The organism is Pyxidicoccus caerfyrddinensis (genome assembly GCF_010894405.1).
GTDB lineage: Bacteria > Myxococcota > Myxococcia > Myxococcales > Myxococcaceae > Myxococcus > Myxococcus caerfyrddinensis.
This window is the reverse complement of record NZ_JAAIYA010000006.1, coordinates 443,373-461,413: the sequence shown is the minus strand read 5'-3', so window position 1 is coordinate 461,413 and position 18,041 is coordinate 443,373. Positions and strand designations below refer to the sequence as shown.

The following is an 18,041-nucleotide window of genomic DNA, read 5'->3' as shown; positions in this document are numbered from 1 at the left end:
ACCCATGCGCATCGCGGTGATTTCGGACCTGCACCTCGGGCGGCGCGATGCCGCCGACCACTTCGGGCACGACGAGTCCGGCTTCCTGCGCTTCCTCCGCTTCCTGGAGAGCAACTTCGAGCGCATCGTCCTGCTCGGTGACATCTTCGAGACACTCACCTCGCGGACTCCGGGAAGGCAGGTGGCCGAGCTCGCCGCCGCCCGCGCGGCCCACCCGGACATCGTCGAGCGCTTCGCGCGGCCCCAGTACCACTACATCCACGGCAACCATGACCTCGTGGCCGGCACGCTGCTCGGCGCGCCCGAGCAGCTCGTCCTGGAGGCCGACGGGGTGAGGATGCTGTTCACCCACGGGCATCACCACGACTGGGTCATCCGCAAGGCGCGCTTCCTGTCCGAGGCGGCGGTGTGGGCGGGCGCCTGGCTGCGGCGGATGCGGCTGCGGGCCATGTTCCGCATGTTCCAGACGCTGGACGCGCGGCTGACGAACGCACTCCCGGACCCGGCGCACTGCTCCTTCCAGCAGTGGGCCCTGGCGCGCGCCAACGACAGCGGCGCGGACATCGTCGTCACCGGGCACACCCACCTGGGCATGCGCGTGGAGCACGGCAGCCGCCTGTTCCTCAACAGCGGCACGTGCTCGGAGGGCCAGTTCTCCTTCCTCAGCCTGGACACCCGCACCGCGGGTTACTCCCTGCACACCCGCTGGTAGCCACGGCCCGCGGGCACCGGCCGCCCGGGGAGGAGGCAGGGGAGCCAGGGCGGTGCATGCGACGTGCTCCCTCCCTGGCGGGGAGGGGGTAAAATCGGCGGATGTTCAGGCGGCTGACCGAGGCGCTTCGCCTTCTGGCGCGACGCTCCCCGAGACAGGCTGACGGCCCCCGTGCCGACACCCTGTGGGAGACTCCGACCGAGGTGTCTCCCGAGGCGCCCTCCCGCCGGATGTCGGCCGCTCGCCGGGCCCCCTCCCGGGCGGCCCGGCCCGTGCGCTACTTCGACCTGCACGACGACTTCCGCGCCCCCGGCCGGCGCGAGCTGGGGGACCCCTTCTCCCTGGAGCGGAAGAAGAAGGTGGACTCCGTCTGGCAGTTCACCTCCGGCACGCCGGTGCGCGGCCTGGGCAAGCTGCGCTCCACCGTCCAGCCTCCGGGCCGCCCGCTCGACTTCTCCCTCGCCGGCGCCGGCCTCACGCCGGTGGTGCACGCGCGGGTGGCGTCCATCTTCCGCGAGCTGGCGCCCGACGACGTGCAGCTCCTACCCGTGGAGGTGGAGGACTGCGACGAGCCGTACTTCATCCTCGTCGCCACCCGGCTGGTGCACTGCATCGACGACCGCAAGTGCGCGGAGGTCCGCCGCTACACGCCCGAGGACGGGCGGCCCGAGCGCGTGGGCCACTACCGCACCGTGCGCGGCCTGCGCATCGACCCCGAGAAGACGGACGGCGCCCGCGTCTTCCGCTCCTGGGGCTGGCCGGTGAGCCTCATCGTCTCCGAGGGCATCAAGGAAGCCCTCGAGCATGCGGGCATCACCGGCGCGCGCTTCGCCGAGGTGACGGAGGCCCCGCCCAAGAAGCAGCACCGCAACGCCCGGCGCAAGTCACCCAAGCCGAGCTGAGCCCGGGCCCCATACCCTAGGTGTTCAAATCTGATTGACACAAGGTCGCAAACTTGTGGGGTAGGCCGTCTCTCCAGTACGTTCCTCTTTTTCCAGCAAAGCTTGAGGCGCGCGTTGGACACAGGAGAGAGCTATTTCGGCAAATACCGGATTCTCCAGCAGCTCGCGTCTGGAGGGATGGCGCACCTGCTGCTGGCGTCCATCGACGGGCCGGACGGCTTCTCCAAGCCGTGCGTCATCAAGCGCATCCTCCCGGAGTACGCGAACCTGGAGGCCTTCAGCCGGATGTTCGCGGACGAGGCGAAGGTCGCCGCGCTGCTGACGCACCCGAACATCGTCCAGGTCTTCGACTTCGGCAAAATCGACGGGCAGTACTACCTGGCCATGGAGTGGATTCAGGGCCAGTCCCTGGACCGGGTGCTGCGCCATGCGTGGAAGGGCGCCTTCCCGCTGGGGCCGCGGGTGGCGGTGGACGTGGGGCTGGCCATCTCCGACGCGCTCTCGTACGCGCATGCGAAGACGCTGCCGGACGGCACGCCGCTCAAGCTGGTGCACCGGGACATCACGCCCGGCAACGTGCTGGTGTCGCGCGACGGCATCGTCAAGCTGGCCGACTTCGGCATCGTGAAGAGCTCCGTCAACATGGAGCGCACCGTGGCCGGCGTGGTGAAGGGGAAGTACCCGTACATGTCGCCGGAGCAGATTACGAACCGGGAGCTGGACCACCGCTCCGACCTGTACTCGCTCGGCATCGTCCTCTACGAGGCCTCCACCGGGAAGCGCCTGTTCAAGCGAGACACCGTGGAGGCGACCATCGTCGCCGCATCGCAGGCGCACGTGCCTCCGCCGTCGGAATTCAAGCCGGACTTCCCGCCCGGCCTGGAGGCCATCCTCCTCAAGCTGCTGCAGAAGGAGCCGGATGCGCGGTACCAGAGCGCGCGCGAGCTGCACGTGGACCTGGAGCGGTTCCGCTCCTCGCAGCACTGGACGTCGGGCGGGCGCGAGCTGGCCATGCTGGTGACGAAGCTGTGCCCGCCGGACCCGTCGGGGCAGATGCCCACGGCCCTGCCCGCGTTCGGCTCCGCCACCGCCCGCACGCCGAGCGGCTCCCCGAGCGCGAAGCCCGCGCCTCCCGCCGGAGAGAGCACCGGACTGCTCGGGCTGACTCCCAGTGGAGCGGCTCCGGCGCAGGTGGGCGCGGCGGGATTTCCCTGGGGCATCGCGGTGGCGGCGGGAGTCTCCGCGATTGGCACCGCGCTGTTCTGGTACTTCGCCGCCTGAGCGGCCGCGGCCTGACGGGGCACTCCCTCCGCTCCCTCGGGCCGCAGTGAGACGCCGATGAAACAGTCGACCTGGATTGCAGTCATCATGCTGGTCACCGTCGCCGCCAATGGCGTGGTCTACGGCGTGCTGCGGAGCCGTCGCGCCGCGAGCCCCGTTGCGCCCGCCGTTGTCGAGGCGCCCAAGCCCCCCTCTCCGGTGACGGTGGCCTCCGTCACGCCCGCGCCGGCACCTGCTCCCGAGGAGGACTCGAGCTCCGGCCTCGCCCGCGCCCGGCGCGCCGCGGGTCTGGCCGCGCTGGAGGACCGCGACTACGAGACGGCCGTGGCCGAGTTCACCGAGGCGCTGCGGCTGCGCAAGGACGACAAGGGCGACCTGGTGGAGCTGCTGCGCATCGCCGCGGACCTGCGGACGCGAGAGCAGAGCCGCACGCGCGGGACCCGGGCCGTGCGCGAGCCCTCCGCGCCGACGCGCAAGGAGCCGAAGGCGCGGCCCGTCCGGGTGGCGTCGCGCTCGCAGCCTCACGAGGAGCCCGTCGCGGCGGCCGAGGAGCCCCGGAACGGGCTGCTGCTGGTGACGTCCACGCCGCCGGGGTTGATGGTGCTGGTGGATGGGAAGACGGTGGACCTCACGCCCGCGCGCGTGCCGCTGCGCGCGGGGACGTACCGCGTGGCGCTCGCACAGGGAGAGCGCCGGCTGGCGGAGGAGACGGTGGAGTTGGGCGAGGATGATGTCCACTCCATCAACAAGGACCTCACCGCCGAGCTGGCCCCGCCGCCGTCCCGCCCCGCGCCCGCGCCGCAGCAGGTGACGGTGGCGCCGGCGCCCACGAGTCCCGCGGCGGCGGCCGCGCAGCCGGCGTCCACCACGGTGCCCACCGCCGCGCCCACCACGGTGGCCCGCGCCGCGACGGGCAAGGGAGACCTCGACGTCACGTCTCCCTCGCTCTACGGCGAGGTGTGGATCAACAACCGTCCCTATGGCTTCCCGCCCCTCAAGGCGCAGGGCCTTCCGGCCGGGCCTGCCCGCGTCGAGGTCCGCGTCAACGGCGTGGTGAAGCGCAAGCTGACCGTCGAAGTCGAGCCCGACCGCCTCACCGCCGTCCGCGTTCGCTGAGCCACCGCGCCAGTAGCAGCGCTCCCCGTCCCTTCCCCACACCCCCGAGCGACAGCCCCGAGAAGGGCCGGCGCTCACCTTCGTTCGAGGTTCCCATGCGCGTCCGCCCCTGGAGGCCCGTCGGTTCCGTGGCCCTGTCCCTCTTCCTGTGCACCAGCCCTGCCCTCGCCCAGGAGCCCTCCTCCGCGTCCGCCGAGCAGGAGCCGTCCACTCCTCCGGAGGAGGACGCCGCGCCGACTGGCGAGGAGCCCGAGGTCCACAGTCAGGTGGCCTCGTTCGCCGTCACGAAGCTGCAGGAGTCCCCCGCCGTCGTCACCGCGATGAACGCGGAGGAGATTCGCGCGTCCGGCGCTCGGGACTTGATGGACCTGCTGCTCCAGGTTCCGGGCTTCTTCTTCGGCGTCGACGTGCAGGGCTCGGTGGGCCCCGGCTTCCGCGGCCTGTGGGGCTACGAGGGCAAGGTGCTCCTCGTCATCGACGGCAAGGAGATGAACGAGCAGCTCTACTCGACGATGCAGCTCGGCCACGAGTTCCCGATTGAACTGGTGGAGCGCATCGAGGTGGTGCGCGGCCCGGGCTCGGTCATCTACGGCGGCAACGCGGAGCTGGCCGTCATCAACGTCATCACCCGTGGCATCCAGGGCAGCACGGACCTGCAGCTCACGGGCACCTACGGCGAGATGGAGACCGTCAACGGCCGCCGCAGCGTCACCGTCTCCGGGCGCAAGGTCTTCGAGTCCGCGCCGGGCCTGAGCGTCTTCGCCTCCGCGTCACTGGGCCAGGGCCAGCGCAGCGACGCCGAGTTCCGCGACTACTTCGGCAACTCGGCCAGCATGGGCGGGCAGAGCCAGCTGGACCCGACGACGGTGCAGGCGGGCGTGGGCTACAAGGACTTGCAGCTCAGCGTGCTGTACCAGCGAAGCACCACGTCCACCATCGTCGCCTTCGACGAGGTGCTCTCCGCCCCGGCGCCCACCCAGTTCGAGGCCTTCCACGCCGAGCTCACCGACAAGTTCCGCCCCAGCGAGCGGCTGGAGCTCGTCTCGCGCTTCAACCTCACCCTGTCCGAGCCCTTCCGCGACTCGAACCAGGAGTCGCCCTTCTATTACGAGAAGCAGGTGCGCCGGCTGCGCGGCCGGGCCATGGCGCGCTGGGCGGCGCTGGACTTCCTCCAGCTCACCGGCGGCCTGGATGTGACGTCCGATGAGGGCCGGCTCAACGGACCCGCGGACGTCGGCCTGCAGACGGCCTTCGGTGAGGAGGGCGCCGAGCGCGTCTCGTACCTCAACCTGGCGGGCTTCATGGAGGCCTACCTGGACAACCCCATCGCCACCGTGGTGGCCGGCGCGCGCTACGAAAACCACAGCGCCTTCGGCGGCTCGTTCGTGCCGCGACTGGTGTTGCTGCGCGCCTTCGGGCCGTTCAGCGCCAAGGCGCTCTTCAGCCGCGCGTTCCGCGCGCCGGGCATCGAGAACATCAGCCTGGGCGACGACGTCCGGCCGGAGCGCACCACCGTGTTCGAGCTGGAGGGCACGCTGCGGCTCGGTGAAGGACAGACGGTGAGCGCCAACGTCTTCGACATGGGCGTGACGGACCCCATCATCTACTCGTACGACGCGGTGTCGAACACGGAGGCGTACCGCAACCTCGGACGCCTGGGCAGCCGGGGCCTCGAGCTGGACTACCACCTGCGCGCGGGCTGGGGCCGGGTCGCGCTGAACTACTCGTTCTACACGCCGTCCGGACGCAACGACGTGGAGGACTACCAGGTGCCCGGGCACTCCAATGCCTTCACCGCGATGCCCACGCACAAGGCCTCCATCGCCGGCAACGTGAAGGTGCTGCCGTGGCTCACCGTCAGCCCCACCGCGGTCGTCGTTGGCAAGCGCTACGCGGTGGATGCGCCGGACGAGGCGGGGGACTCGGCGGTGGAGGCATTGCCCACGCAATTGCTCCTCAACCTCTTCGTCAGCGCGGAGAACGTGGGCACGCCAGGGCTGGAATTGGGCGCGGGCATCTACAACTTGATGGGCACGAACTTCCGCCTCGCCCAGCCGTACAACGGCGGCCATGCGCCGCTGCCCGTGTTCTCCCGAGAGTTCCTGGTGCGGGTGAGCTACCTGTTGGACCCAGGGAGTGACTCGTAGTCGGAGAATGCACGACGCGGCAGGCGTGCGCTGAGACACCGCACGAGTAACGCAGACATATTGAGCGGGAGGTTGCCGCCAGTAGAAAGCCGGAGCGCGCCGCGCCCAGCTCCGCCAGGGGCCGACTACGCATTGCGTACCGGGTAGCGCAGGTGTGTCACGCCGACGCCCGGGCGGGCCTTGCGAGTCACGTCAGCCTGACCCGATTCGACTCTGTCATTGCCCCGGCTTCATCCCCAGGCCGCGGGGTCGTTCTTCCACGGGAGGAAACTTTCCGGACGGATTTCCGATAACCCGAAAAGGACACGACCCCCTACGCGCCGATGGGCCGCCATGGATGAGCGGGAGACCTCCAGGAGTCCAGCCCGGAGGCACGCTTCGACGATGCATCCCACGCTGTAACCCGTTCGGGGCGATGGGCGTACCCAGGAGTACGCTGCGGAGATGTCCCCCTGAGTTCGAAGAGGTTCCCATGATCAGCTCACTCATTCGCCGGCTCGTCCCCACCGTTTCGACGACATCCCCCCAGCCAGCGGCGCCTGCCGCGCCGCCGCCGGCCCCGCCCGCGCCGGCCTCGCGCTTCCAGGACGGCTTCGACACGGCCCAGGCGGCCCCGGTGAGCCTCGACGGCAGCGCGAAGGCGTCCTCCATCCTTCCGCCCTTCCTCGAGCGCCTGATTCCTCCCATCGGCCCCGAACTGGTGCACCTCGACGACGGATGGACTCCGCAGGGCCAGGGCTATGACGCCGGGCGCGGCGAAGTGCTCACGACGTACTACAAGGAGAACGACGAGTCATGCGACGGCAAGTCCGACGTGTTGCTCTCCATCCAGAACAAGAAGACCGGTGAGGAGACGACCCAGGTGAAGCTGGGTGGGAAGGGCGAGTTCCCGCCGCCTTCACATGGCGGAGGCGTTTCGACGGACGGGGACCATGTCTACGTCTCCGACACGGACGCAGTGTATGTCTATTCCCGCGAGGAGCTCGAGCGGGCCGCCAGGGAAGGGACTCGCGCCGAGCCATCGCAGGTGATGCCCGTGCCCGGTGACACGGTCGACCCCGCGGACCCGGACACCGGACTGATTTCGAACGGCAGCTACATGACCGTGAAGGACGGCTACGCGTACGTGGGTGGGTACAGCGAAGACGGCGACGGCAAGGCTGGCGCGGTGTGGCGCTACAAACTCGACGAGACCACGGGCGGGCTGTTGCCCAACCCCGAGGGGCCCATCCGCGCGCCCGACCAGGCGCAGGGGATTGCGGTCGTCGATGGCGCGTTGCTGTTCACCACCGGCAAGCACGAGCTGGTGTACCAGCCGTTCGACGAGAAGACCTTCACGGCGGACATCGACGACCGGCACGACATCAGCAACGATTTGATTGACCCATACGCGCAGGGCCTGAACATCATCGATGGTGAGGTCTGGGTGACGTACGAGAGCGGCTCGGACAAGTACAAGGACAAGGTCGACGCCCCCCGGACGCACATCCAGCGCATCCCGTTGGAGCAACTCGACCTCGAGGCCGCGGGACTGACGCCGGAAGACCTGGAGGGCTGAGGCGCCGCTGCGCCACACCAGGGGCGCCTTGGCGCCAGTCACGGCCTCGAATCCCCATCAAGCTCAGCCACGTCGCTCGCGTCAGCCGAGCCCGTCCGGGATTAGAGTCGCCTCATGCGCGTCTCCTTCGTCCTTCTCTCCATGGCAGTGCCCATGGATGGCGAGGCCATCTCTCGCAGCCACCTCGAGCTGTCTTCCGAAGCCACGCGGCTCGTCCCGGAGGAGACGCGGGAGGACGGCATCACGAGCCTGCGCCTGCAGGACGGCTCGGGAGACGTCATCCTCGCGCCCGTCCCGGCCCCCATCGCGACGGGCGAGGTCGAGGCGGCAGCGGCCCTGAGCCTCGCGTCCTTCGCGTCGATGCCCGGGCTCGCGCCGCACGCTGCGCACGTCATCGTGACGTTCAGGGACGAGGCCCGGCGCGCACCGGCCGCCGAGGCGCTGGTGCTCGCCCAGGTGACGGCGGCCGTGGCGCACGCCACCGGAGCCGTCGGGGTGTACTGGGGCATGGGCCACGTGGCGCATCCCGCCGCGTTCTTCATGGATGCCGTGCGCGACCTGGCCCCCCCCCTTTGCCCGCGCTCATTGGCCTGAGCATCGTGCGCGACGGCAAGGGCCTCAGCATCCTGAGCGTGGGAATGGAGCAGTTCGAACTGCCGAACATGCTCGTGCTCGCCGACAAGGCCCAGGGCAGCGAGGCCATCAAGTTCCTTTTCGACATGCAGGGCTACGTCCTCAAGCGCGGGAAGGCGCTGCCGGATGGCGACACGGTGGGTCGCACCGCCGAGGAGCGCTTGCAGGTGCGCTACGTGCCGTCCCCCACCGACGCCTCCGCGCAGGTGGTCCAGGTGGACATGCGAAAGCCCGGGCTCTGGGCGCGCGCCCGCCAGTTCCTGCACAACTGAGATGCCGTACAGCTCTCCATGCCAGCATCAAAGTGAGAGTCCTCCGCTTCCGTGGACAGGCTGCCCGCCGGCAGGCCGTTGTTGCCCCAGTAGACGACGCCCGAAGGCGACGTCACGCCTGACACAGGGGGCGTGCGCCCCCTTGGACGCTGGCGCGCCGTGGCCCTCAAGGGCGTGCGCTGCCCCCCGCCGCCTGCCTGCGCGCGCACTCCTTGCCTGTCGGGCGGCCTCTCTGGCCCTGCCGGTGCCGCGGAAACCGAGGTGTCTGGGGGCCTCTGCCCTTCCGTGCAGCCACTCCCCTTGGCGCGGGCCTCGTGCAATTGCCAGGGGCAAGGGGACGGGGGGCAACCCCAGGTGCCTCAACACCTCCTGGACGCCGGGGCCTTTCAGCACCGCCACTACCCTCCGGCGCCCGCCGCAGCCAGGACAGGTGAAGACCTCGAAGTCGAAACTGCGCTTCAGCAGCGTCGCCCAGTCCAACCGCGCAGCGCGCTGCTTGCTCCGCTCCTCCGCAGCGCCAGCAGGGGCCTCAGCGTGGCGGAGATGCGCGCCTCGCTGATGAACATGGCGATGAAGGCCTCGTCGCCGGAGAACTCCGGCAGCACCTTCTTGATGAGCACGGGCTTGGTGACGCCTGCATCGCCCACCAGCCGGGCGCGCCAAGTCTCCGCCATTCCCCCCGCCCAAGCCACGACACCAGTTCGTATCGGCCGAACCTATCTCCGGATTGCAATGCCATGCCGGAGCCCACCTTATCCCATATACGGGCAATCCCGGTCGCTGCACCTGGCGAGTCCCGTGGCATGGCGCGCGCCGTGGCAAGCCCGGGGGACGAGTGCGTCCGGCCTCGGGAAGTGCGAGGCGAGGGCGTACGCGCGGTGGACCCAGGCTCGCGCAACGGCTCCTGCTGCGAGGGCAGGCGCTTCCGCGAGCTGGAGGTCCGCCCCGGCGCGGTCCTCACGCGGGGCACCACCTCCGCCAGGGGAGCTGCCCTGCCCCCGCTCGGGGGAGCCGGACCGCGTCAAGGTGGGCTCGGAGTGGTACGTGCACCGCTCCACTCCGAGGCTTCACGGCGCGCCGAAGGCGATGTTGCGGCTCGCGTACCAGGCCGCGACTCCGACCCGGGTGGACTACGGGCAGTCATCCGGGCAGGACTGATGGCTCTCCCAGTTCTGATAGGTGTCGCAGAAGCCATCGCCGCAGCCGGTTAATCCGGCGCAGTAGCCGAAATAGGATGTGCAATAGTCCCGATAGTTTGCCCGAACCCATTCATCGGACTCCGCGTTCGCTGCCGCTGCGCAGGAGCTCCAGGCCTCGAAGCAGGTCTCCTCCTGAGCCTGCGTCTCCACCACGGCCTCGGCTTCCACTGGCGCGGCCCACAGCGCCGCGATGGCGAGGATGGAAACCACGAGCGACGAACCTGTCTTGATGTTCATCCCATTGACCCTTTCGGTAGGCGTTCAATGGGATGAGCCGACGAGGAGGAAAATGATGCAGGAAAATCAGCCGAGGGCGTCTACCCACACGGTGTAGTCGCCCCGCGCGAACCCGAGCGCCGCTACTTGGTGTTGCCGATGACGTCCATGGCGCCGGAGTCCTTCAAAATCTTGGTGACGTAGGCCACCGTCTCCTGCTGCTTCTGGAGCATCAGCTGGACCTCGGCGCGGTCACGGTCCGGACCGGACAGGCCACTGAGGGCCTTCTCCTCCAGCGAACTCAGACGCTGGCTGGCACTCAGCCCGGCCAGGACGGCGCGATCCGCCGCGTTGTTGATGCTCATCGGGGGCCTCCTGGGCGTAGGTGATGGCGTCCTTTCGGATTGTCGCAAATCCGCCCGAAAGATTTCCTCCCTCTGCAGGGCCCGCTTCACAGAAGGCGGAATTGGTGGCCACTTTCACCTCGGCGTCCGGTAGCCCCTCTGTGCGCCCCTCTCGGACGCTGGCGGGCCGTGGCCCTTGAGGGGTGCGCGGCCCCCCGCCGCCTGCCTGCGCGCGCACTCCTTGCCCGTCGGGCGGCCTCTCTGGCCCAGCCGGTGCCGCTGAAACCGAGGTGTCGGGGGGCCTCTGCCCTTCAGTGCAGCCACTCCCCTTAGGGCCGGCCTCGTGCAGATGCCAGGGCAAGGGGACGATGGCGGTGAGCTTCCGCCGCGTCGTCCTGCCCCTGAGCGCCGCCGCCCCGGTGAAAGACCTCTTCGCGCGCATCGCGGAACAGCTGCGCACCGTCTCCGCTCCTTCCTAACGTCCGCCGCTCTTTGACAAGCTCACGCGGGCCCGACTCCGGCGGGAGAGGGCTGCGCTTTGCCCGTTGCCGAAACCAGAACCTACGCGAGGCCACCGGCAAGCTACGTTGCGACACCAGCCCTATCTTCGGGCCCGGTGTGACTAATCCGAGCTAAGTCCTTGATTCGTCGTGGCGTGCTGGGCAGGCGCCACGACAGGGTTTTGCCGCACCTCTCGTCAGGACAGACTGGAATGATAGGGCTCGCTGGCTATGCGAGCCCTTCATGCTTTCTGGCTTTCGTTGTTTGCCGTCTCCTGGCAGGGCTGCTCCACCGTCGCCAATCCACCCATGCAACAGGCATGGGACGAGGCCGAGCTGGAGTGCCACGCACCAGGGGATGACCAGTGCGTCTCGCTCCTGTGTCTGGGGGACGCCTGCGGCTTCTACCGGTGTGGGGACCTGCCCGGTGGAATCGAGCTGGCGCGCTTCCCTCCTTCGCGCCCGCCCGCGGCTGCCGCGGCGCCGGGCATGGGCCCCCAGCGAAATTGGGGTGCAGGGCAAGACCTGCCGAAGGGCGCCGTCATGGTCTTTCCCAATTGGAACGGCGCCCCGGACCGCATCATCCCGCCGTCACGCCAGCTCACGCCCGGCCGTTGGGAAAAGCATCACATCTTTCCCCAGTCTCGGGACCTGGCGGAGTGGTTCGAGCAGCAGGGCGTGAAAATCCATAACTACACGATGCCCATTCCGCTTCACGTCCACAGACGGATTCACGACGGCACCGGGCGCGGAGGCGCATGGAACGACGCATGGCGCGAGTTCAAGGTGAGAAACGAGAATGCCCCTCCAGCAGAGATCTACAAGTTCGCTGGGGAGCTCATTCATCGTTTCGAGCTTATTGGCGGCCCCATTCAGCCCTACCATTCCTGCCCCGGAGCGTGAGGGCCTCAGACAGATGACCCGGTTCTTTTGGCTGCGCGAGGACAAGGCGGAAAGGGTCCGCTTCAACGGGAGCTTCGACGCCACCCACAAGTGGCGCCTGCCCGGCGCGCAGTGCCACACGTGCGGCGCCACATGGGCGAGTTCAGGGCACCAGTACCCCGCAGTGGACCTGTCACAGCTGCCCGAGCGCCGCGAGTTCGAGAAGGCCCGACCCGAGCCGTTTCCCGAGTTCGCGCGCCTGCGGGAGCTGGCGCGCCCCCTGGCGCCGCTAGATGCCGCGTTGCCTCCCGGCACCCGCTTCGGTCCTCTGGTGGGCCCTGCCTCCGGGGAGTTCGGCCCGGCTGCATGGCAGGGGTCGTCTCTGTTGCTCCTACGCAGGGATGCGCTGGAGCGCCTCCAGGCGGAAGCTGTGAGGGGGCTGTTGGGCTGCCGGACGGAGCTGCGATTCCGGCAGAAGGACCCGCCGGAACTGCTGGAGCTCCAGATTGAACCGCATGGCCGACTGCACCCGGACTGCATTCCGCCGGAGGTGCCGCCACCGTGCGCAACCTGTGGATGGGTCTATTTCCGGCTGCCGGATGAACCCATCCTGGATGCGGCATCCCTGCCCCCGGAGCTGGACCTGTTCCGAGTGGGCAATTACGCCACGGTGATTGTGAGCACCGAGCAGTTCATGGAGGCAGTGCGCCGCCTGAAGCTGGACGGCATCACATTCCACGAACTGCCAACGCGCTAGACGGCGCCGGGCCGGTTTTCAGGGGGCAGGGCAAGCGGCCTAAACCCCTGCGGCCAAAGGGCTTCCGGGAGAAGAGTGGGGAAAATGTAGGCAATAAGCAACCAAAAACCCTCATGTACGACAATGGTTGCAGGGGTTGGATTTAAGCCCCTACCCAACCACCCCCTCTCTTCGCCCGGAGCATAACCATGAGCGGCATCTCCAAGCTGTCCGCGGGTCCTTCGCTGGCTTCCTTCCGTTCCATCGGCTCCACGCCCGAGGCCGGCAAGATTCCGGGCATGGAGACGGCGCAGACGGCGCTGAAGGCGCTCAGCCAGAACCCCATCCTCCGCTCGCTGCTGGGCGAGAGCGCGTTCGAGGGTGTGTCCGGCAAGGGCAAGGCGGAGCAGGCCGGCGCGTCCGAGAAGGCCAACCCGCAGGAGGCCCTCCAGAAGATCCTCGACACCCTCCAGCAGCTGGTGAGCGTGCTCAAGACGCTGGCCGGCGAGAAGGCCGGAGAGGGCGGCGAGGCGGAGCAGGCCGGCGGCCCCGAGGGCGCGCAGCAGGCCGGTGGCGCCCAGCAGCCCGGCGGCGCCCAGCAGGCCGGTGGCGCCCAGCAGCCCGGCGGCGCCGAGGGTGCGCAGCAGGCCGGTGGCGCCGAGGGCGCGGGCGGCATCGCCGAGGACGAGGACGAGAAGGACCCCATCAAGAAGCTGCTCAAGACGCTTCAGCAGATGGTGCAGATGATCGGCCAGCTCCTGCAGTCCATGGGCAGCCAGGGCGCCGCGCCCGTGGGCGGTGCCACCGGTGGCGCTGCTCCCGCCGCCGCGGCCTGAGCATCCACGTCGCTGAAGTGAGGCGGCCCGTCACCCCCATGGGGTTGGCGGGCCGTCGTGCGTTTCGGGGCCGTGCCTGGCCTCGCGTCAGCTCCGGATGTAGCCCCGCTTGAGGCGCTCCAGCTCCTCGCTGAGCTTCTTCATCTCGTCGGTCTGCTCCATCTCCACGCCGTTCTGCTGGAGCACCGTCGCCAGCTGCGAGCGGAACACCTCCACCAGCGACGCCGTCCCCGGCGAGGCGTTGGCCTGGAGCTGACCGCCCAGCTGCGTGAGCACCTGCTGCAAGGCCAGCGTCACCTTGCGCACCTCCACCTCCAGCTCCGCGCGCGACAGCCGGCCCTCCTGCGCCGCCCGCGTCAGCTCCTGCAGCGACTTGAGCAGCGAGTTCAGGTCCTGCGCCATGGCGGTGCGCCTCCGAGCCCCATCCTGCCGCTGGAGCCTACCGCCCGGGCCGCGCCCGGCCCAGGCCCACCCCTCCCACCCCCTGCGTCAGGTGGCCGGGAGCGCCCCGCTTGCAATCAAGTCGAAGACGCTGCTACTTTCTTCACCATTCGAACGAACTCGGATGCGTTCGCGGCGGGATGGGGGCGGGAACCCGGAGGCGCAGTCGGCCCGAGCAGGCGCGTGACGGGGGGAGCACTCCCCTGACGCAGCGCAGCGAGGGCAACGCGGCGCGCAACGCAGACCACGGTTCTTGGCTTCACTGTATTTCTTCGTCGTACGTACAAAGTCACCCAGCAGCGGAGGGGACCATGCAGCGGCACCAGCGTTTCGCGTGGAGGCGGGCGGCGGGAAGGCTCGCCACCGCGGACGGCCAGGCGCCCGAATTGAATGACGTCGCGCTCACGATGGCGCCGAAGCAGTACACAATCGGCGGCAGCCGCGTCCGAGACCGGAAGGTGGTGGGTGGCTTCGACTGGATGGACGACATCCAGTGGCGCTGACACCCACGGCACCTTCCCCGCGGCCGAACGGAGCGTAGGGGCACGATGAGGATGGGAACGGTGGAGACGACGGTCGACGCGGCGGGCATGCGCGCGCAGAACAGCAGCCTGCTGCTCAACATGATCTGGCGGGAGCGGCAGATCTCCCGGGCGGAGATTGCCCGGCGGACGGAGCTGAGCCCGTCGACCGTGTCGGCCATCGTCGCGGACCTGGAGCACTCCGGGCTGGTGCGCAGCATTGGCGCCGGAGTGTCCCGTGGCGGCCGCCGCCCCACCCTCATCGGCTTCTGCGACGACGCGTACAGCATCCTCGGCGTGGAGCTGGGCGCCACCCACGTGACGGTCATCCTCACGGATTTGCGCGGGCGCGTGCGCGTGCAGCGGCATGCCGCCCAGGCGGTGCGCGACGACCCGAAGGGCACGCTCCAGAAGGTGAAGGAGCTGGTGCACGAGTGCCTGGAGGCGGAGCGCGTGCCGCGCCGCTCGGTGGTGGGCATGGGCGTGGCCGTCCCGAGCCCCGTCCACCCGTCCGCTCCGGGCCGGCTGTCGCCGCTCATCGTCCCCGCGTGGAAGGACTACGACGTGCAGGACTGGCTCAAGTCCGCGTTCGGCATGCCGGTGTTCGTGGACAACGACGCGAACCTGGGCGCGCTGTCGGAGTGCTACTGGGGCGCGGGCATCGGCGGCGAGGACCTGACGTACATCAAGCTGGCCACCGGTATCGGCTCGGGCTTCATCATCCACGGGGACGTCTACCGTGGCTCGGGCGGCACCGCCGGTGAGATTGGCCACATCGCCGTGGACCCGTCCGGCCCGCAGTGTGTCTGCGGTCTGCGCGGGTGCCTCGTCACCCTCATCGGCACCGGCCCGCTGCTGGAGCGCGCGCGGGAGCTGATGGGCACCAAGAGCCGCCGCTCGCCCACCGTGAAGGAATTGGTGGAGGGCGCCCGCTCGGGCGAGCCCGCCGCGCGGCAGGTCATCGACAGCCTGGGGCACTACCTGGGCATCGCGGTGGCGGGTCTGCTCAACCTGCTCAACCCCGCCATCGTCGTGCTGGGCGGGGAAATCTCCTCGGTGGGAGACCTGCTGCTGGACCCGCTTCGCGCGTCGGTGCGCAAGCGGGCGCTGTCCACCTCCATGGCGGAGACGCGCATCGTCACCTCCGCGCTGGGAGACCGCGCCATCGCCGTCGGCGCGGCCACGCTTGTGCTCCAGGCAGCGCTTCGCAACCGCTCTCTCTTTCCAATTCAACACGTAGGAAAAACGGCATGACCTCTCTCCGTCTCCTCCCCTGGCTCGCGGCACTGAGCCTGGGAGTCCTCGCGTGTGACCCGGCGAGCCCTCGCACTGACAAGCCCGAGGCGCCGCCCGACACCACCCAGCAGCCGGGCTCGGAATGGAAGCTGGTGTGGCAGGACGAGTTCGATGGACCGGCGGGAACCCCGCCCTCCGCCGACCGCTGGGTGCACGACGTGGGAGGAGGAGGCTGGGGCAATGAGCAGCTCGAGTTCGACACGGCGCGACCGGAGAACGTCTCGCTCGACGGCGCGGGCAACCTGGTCTTCACCGCGCGCAAGGAGCGGTACGAGGGCAAGGACTACACGTCCGCGCGCATCAACTCGAGCGGGCGTTTCTCGCGTGCCTATGGCCGCTTCGAGGCGCGCATCCAGCTCCCGGTGGGGCGCGGCATCTGGCCGGCCTTCTGGCTGCTGGGCGCCGACGTCGGCCAGGTGGGCTGGCCGGACTGCGGTGAGCTCGACATCATGGAGTACCGGGGCCAGCTGCCGGCCATCATCCGCGGCTCGCTCCACGGCCCGGGCTACTCGGGCGGAAACAACCTCGGCGCCGAGCACGTCGTCAGCGGCGGGAAGCTCTACGAGGACTTCCACATCTACGCGGTGGAGTGGGACCCGGACCGCATCCGCTGGCAGCTCGACGGGGTGACGTTCTTCGAGGCGACGCCCGCGAAGCTGCCCGCCGGCAAGAAGTGGGTCTTCGACCATCCGCACTTCATCATCCTCAACGTGGCGGTGGGCGGGAACTTCGTGGGGCCCCCGGACCGCACCACCGTGTTCCCCCAGCAGATGAAGGTGGACTACGTCCGCGTCTACTCGAGGGGCACATGAGGCGTGCGCTCTGGCTGCTCCCCGTGTTGCTGATGGCCTGCTCGTCGGAGCCGCGCCCGCGCGCTCCGGGCGTGCTGTTCGTCTCCGTGGAGATGCAGAGCGCATGGGTGCGAAACTTCAACCCGCTGTTCACCGGGGCGGGCGCGCGCTGGCCCACGCGGGCCGGCATCTACGAGTGCATGGAGGTGTTCACCCCCTCCACCGGGCAGTGGCACCCGTGGCTCGCCACCGCGCACGCCTGGTCCGAGGACCGCAAGACGCTGCGCTTCACGCTGCGCGAGGGCGTCCAGTGGTCCGACGGCCGCCCCTTCTCCGCGGAGGACGTGGCCTACACCTTCCAGCTCCTCAAGCAGCATCCCGCCCTGGACGCGGGCGGCGCGTGGCGTTTCCTCTCCGAGGTGAGCGCGGAGGGGCCGCAGACGGTGGCCTTCCACTTCTCGCGCGTCTACATCCCCGGCTTCACGGAGCTGGCGCACCAGCCGCTGGTGCCGCGCCACATCTGGGAGCACGTGGCGGACCCGGTGACCTTCACCAACCCGGACCCGGTGGCCACGGGGCCCTTCACCCAGGTGCGCGTCTTCCGCAACCAGGTGTACGAGCTGGGCCGCAACCCGCACTACTGGCAGCCCGGCCGGCCCGCGGTGGATGCGCTGCGCTTCCTCGCCTTCCCCACCAATGACCAGGCCAACCTGGCGCTGGTGGAGGGCGAGGTGGACTGGGCCGGCAACTTCGTGCCCGCCGTGGACCGCACCTTCGTGTCGAAGGACCCGCAGCACCACGGGCGCTGGTTCCCCCTCTTCGGCAGCACCGTCTTCCTCTACCCCAACACCACCCGGCCCCCGCTGGACGACGTGCGCGTGCGCAAGGCGCTGAGCATGGCGTTGGACCGCGAGCGGCTGGTGGACATCGCCATGTATGGCTACACGCGCCCGGCGGACGCCACGGCCCTCAATGACTCGTACACCGGCTGGCGCGACGCGGAAGCGGCGAAGGGCGCGTGGGTGCGCCACGACGAGGCGGCGGCCAACGCGCTGCTGGACGAGGCGGGCCTGAAGAAGGGGCCGGACGGCGTGCGGCGGCTGGCGGACGGGAAGCCGCTGGAGCTCGAAATCGAGGTGGTGGGCGGCTGGTCCGACTGGGTCCGCGCCGGGCAGGTGCTGGCGAGGGATTTGCGCAAGCTCGGTGTCCAGGCACATCTCAAGACGTACGAGTTCGGCGCCTGGTACGCGCGCCTGCAGAAGGGCGAGTTCCAGTTGGCCATCTCGTGGTCGCTGGACGGGCCCACGCCGTACATCTTCTACAAGTGGCTCTTGTCGCCGCGCACGGTGCGCCCGGTGGGCGAGGTGGCCGCGGCCAACTGGCACCGCTTCGGCGACGCGGAGGCGGACGCGCTGCTCACGCGCTTCGAGACAGAGACGTCCGTGGACGAGCAGAAGGCGCTGATGGCCGCGGTGCAGCGGCGCTTCTCGGAGACGGCGCCCGCCATTCCCCTCTTCCCCAACCCGTCCTGGGGCGAGTCCAACTCGCGCCGCTTCACCGGGTGGCCCAGTCAGGAGCGCCCCTACGCGCGCCTGTCCCCCCATGCCGAGCCCGACAGCCTGCTGGTGCTGACGTCGCTCGCCCCGAGGGAGCACTGA

At 69.5% G+C, this 18,041-nt stretch carries 18 protein-coding genes and 1 pseudogene; 15 read left to right on the top strand and 4 right to left on the bottom strand.

What is annotated here, in order from left to right:
• The first annotated feature begins 4 nt into the window (after positions 1 to 4).
• The 8 genes from G4D86_RS17280 (at position 5) to G4D86_RS17245 (ending at position 8,621) form a co-directional block, all read left to right on the top strand.
• The gene (locus tag G4D86_RS17280; RefSeq protein ID WP_163995025.1) at positions 5 to 712 is read left to right on the top strand and encodes a metallophosphoesterase family protein; all 708 of its coding nucleotides are present in this window, start codon (positions 5 to 7) and stop codon (positions 710 to 712) included.
• Positions 713 to 942: 230 nt separating this feature from the next.
• Positions 943 to 1,614 (top strand): imm11 family protein, encoded by a 672-nt coding sequence (locus G4D86_RS17275; protein WP_163995023.1) that lies wholly within the window; start codon positions 943 to 945, stop codon positions 1,612 to 1,614.
• A 114-nt stretch (positions 1,615 to 1,728) separates the two neighbouring features.
• Positions 1,729 to 2,895: a serine/threonine protein kinase gene (locus G4D86_RS17270; protein WP_163995021.1), complete on the top strand. Its 1,167-nt coding sequence runs from the start codon at positions 1,729 to 1,731 to the stop codon at positions 2,893 to 2,895.
• Positions 2,896 to 2,952: 57 nt separating this feature from the next.
• A complete protein-coding gene (locus G4D86_RS17265; RefSeq protein WP_163995019.1) occupies positions 2,953 to 4,011 on the top strand; it encodes a PEGA domain-containing protein in 1,059 nt (352 codons plus the stop codon).
• A gap of 128 nt (positions 4,012 to 4,139) precedes the next feature.
• Positions 4,140 to 6,158, top strand: coding sequence for a TonB-dependent receptor plug domain-containing protein (locus tag G4D86_RS17260; protein ID WP_240360302.1), 2,019 nt, complete (start codon positions 4,140 to 4,142; stop codon positions 6,156 to 6,158).
• Positions 6,159 to 6,630: 472 nt separating this feature from the next.
• Positions 6,631 to 7,716 carry a hypothetical protein gene (locus G4D86_RS17255; RefSeq protein WP_163995015.1) on the top strand — a complete coding sequence of 362 codons (1,086 nt, stop codon included), beginning with the start codon at positions 6,631 to 6,633 and terminating at the stop codon, positions 7,714 to 7,716.
• Positions 7,717 to 7,830: 114 nt separating this feature from the next.
• A complete protein-coding gene (locus tag G4D86_RS17250) occupies positions 7,831 to 8,310 on the top strand; it encodes a hypothetical protein (RefSeq protein WP_163995012.1) in 480 nt (159 codons plus the stop codon).
• Positions 8,289 to 8,621: a DUF4261 domain-containing protein gene (locus tag G4D86_RS17245; protein WP_205519606.1), complete on the top strand. Its 333-nt coding sequence runs from the start codon at positions 8,289 to 8,291 to the stop codon at positions 8,619 to 8,621. The genes G4D86_RS17250 and G4D86_RS17245 overlap by 22 nt, the downstream gene beginning before the upstream one ends.
• A gap of 530 nt (positions 8,622 to 9,151) precedes the next feature.
• Here the strand turns inward: G4D86_RS17245 and G4D86_RS17240 are convergent.
• The 3 genes and pseudogenes from G4D86_RS17240 to G4D86_RS17230 form a co-directional block, all read right to left on the bottom strand.
• Positions 9,152 to 9,360 (bottom strand): annotated as a pseudogene (locus G4D86_RS17240) (serine/threonine protein kinase); the annotation flags it as partial.
• 391 nt (positions 9,361 to 9,751) lie between these two features.
• Positions 9,752 to 10,057, bottom strand: a complete 306-nt coding sequence (locus G4D86_RS17235) for a hypothetical protein (RefSeq protein ID WP_163995008.1) — start codon at positions 10,055 to 10,057, stop codon at positions 9,752 to 9,754.
• Between the two features lie 122 nt (positions 10,058 to 10,179).
• Positions 10,180 to 10,401 (bottom strand): hypothetical protein, encoded by a 222-nt coding sequence (locus tag G4D86_RS17230; protein ID WP_163995006.1) that lies wholly within the window; start codon positions 10,399 to 10,401, stop codon positions 10,180 to 10,182.
• A 710-nt stretch (positions 10,402 to 11,111) separates the two neighbouring features.
• On the opposite strand from G4D86_RS17230, the gene sitA6 reads away from it, so the two are divergent.
• The 3 genes from sitA6 (at position 11,112) to G4D86_RS17215 (ending at position 13,334) form a co-directional block, all read left to right on the top strand.
• On the top strand, positions 11,112 to 11,783 hold the full coding sequence (gene sitA6 / locus G4D86_RS17225; protein ID WP_163995004.1) for a SitA6 family polymorphic toxin lipoprotein: 672 nt from the start codon (positions 11,112 to 11,114) through the stop codon (positions 11,781 to 11,783).
• 13 nt (positions 11,784 to 11,796) lie between these two features.
• Entirely contained in the window at positions 11,797 to 12,519 is a 723-nt protein-coding gene (gene sitI6, locus G4D86_RS17220) for a SitI6 family double-CXXCG motif immunity protein (protein WP_163995002.1), read from the top strand.
• A gap of 188 nt (positions 12,520 to 12,707) precedes the next feature.
• A complete protein-coding gene (locus G4D86_RS17215) occupies positions 12,708 to 13,334 on the top strand; it encodes a hypothetical protein (RefSeq protein ID WP_163995001.1) in 627 nt (208 codons plus the stop codon).
• Positions 13,335 to 13,421: 87 nt separating this feature from the next.
• Here G4D86_RS17215 and G4D86_RS17210 read toward each other — a convergent pair whose 3' ends face one another.
• Complete coding sequence (locus G4D86_RS17210; protein ID WP_163994999.1) at positions 13,422 to 13,736, bottom strand: hypothetical protein; 315 nt, start codon at positions 13,734 to 13,736, stop codon at positions 13,422 to 13,424.
• A gap of 350 nt (positions 13,737 to 14,086) precedes the next feature.
• On the opposite strand from G4D86_RS17210, the gene G4D86_RS17205 reads away from it, so the two are divergent.
• The 4 genes from G4D86_RS17205 to G4D86_RS17190 are packed head-to-tail and all read left to right on the top strand — an operon-like array spanning position 14,087 to position 18,041.
• Complete coding sequence (locus tag G4D86_RS17205; RefSeq protein WP_163994997.1) at positions 14,087 to 14,278, top strand: hypothetical protein; 192 nt, start codon at positions 14,087 to 14,089, stop codon at positions 14,276 to 14,278.
• Between the two features lie 51 nt (positions 14,279 to 14,329).
• A complete protein-coding gene (locus G4D86_RS17200) occupies positions 14,330 to 15,550 on the top strand; it encodes an ROK family transcriptional regulator (protein WP_240360318.1) in 1,221 nt (406 codons plus the stop codon).
• Complete coding sequence (locus tag G4D86_RS17195) at positions 15,547 to 16,404, top strand: glycoside hydrolase family 16 protein (protein WP_163994993.1); 858 nt, start codon at positions 15,547 to 15,549, stop codon at positions 16,402 to 16,404. Before G4D86_RS17200 ends, G4D86_RS17195 begins: the two co-directional genes overlap by 4 nt.
• Positions 16,401 to 18,041: an ABC transporter substrate-binding protein gene (locus tag G4D86_RS17190; RefSeq protein ID WP_163994992.1), complete on the top strand. Its 1,641-nt coding sequence runs from the start codon at positions 16,401 to 16,403 to the stop codon at positions 18,039 to 18,041. Before G4D86_RS17195 ends, G4D86_RS17190 begins: the two co-directional genes overlap by 4 nt.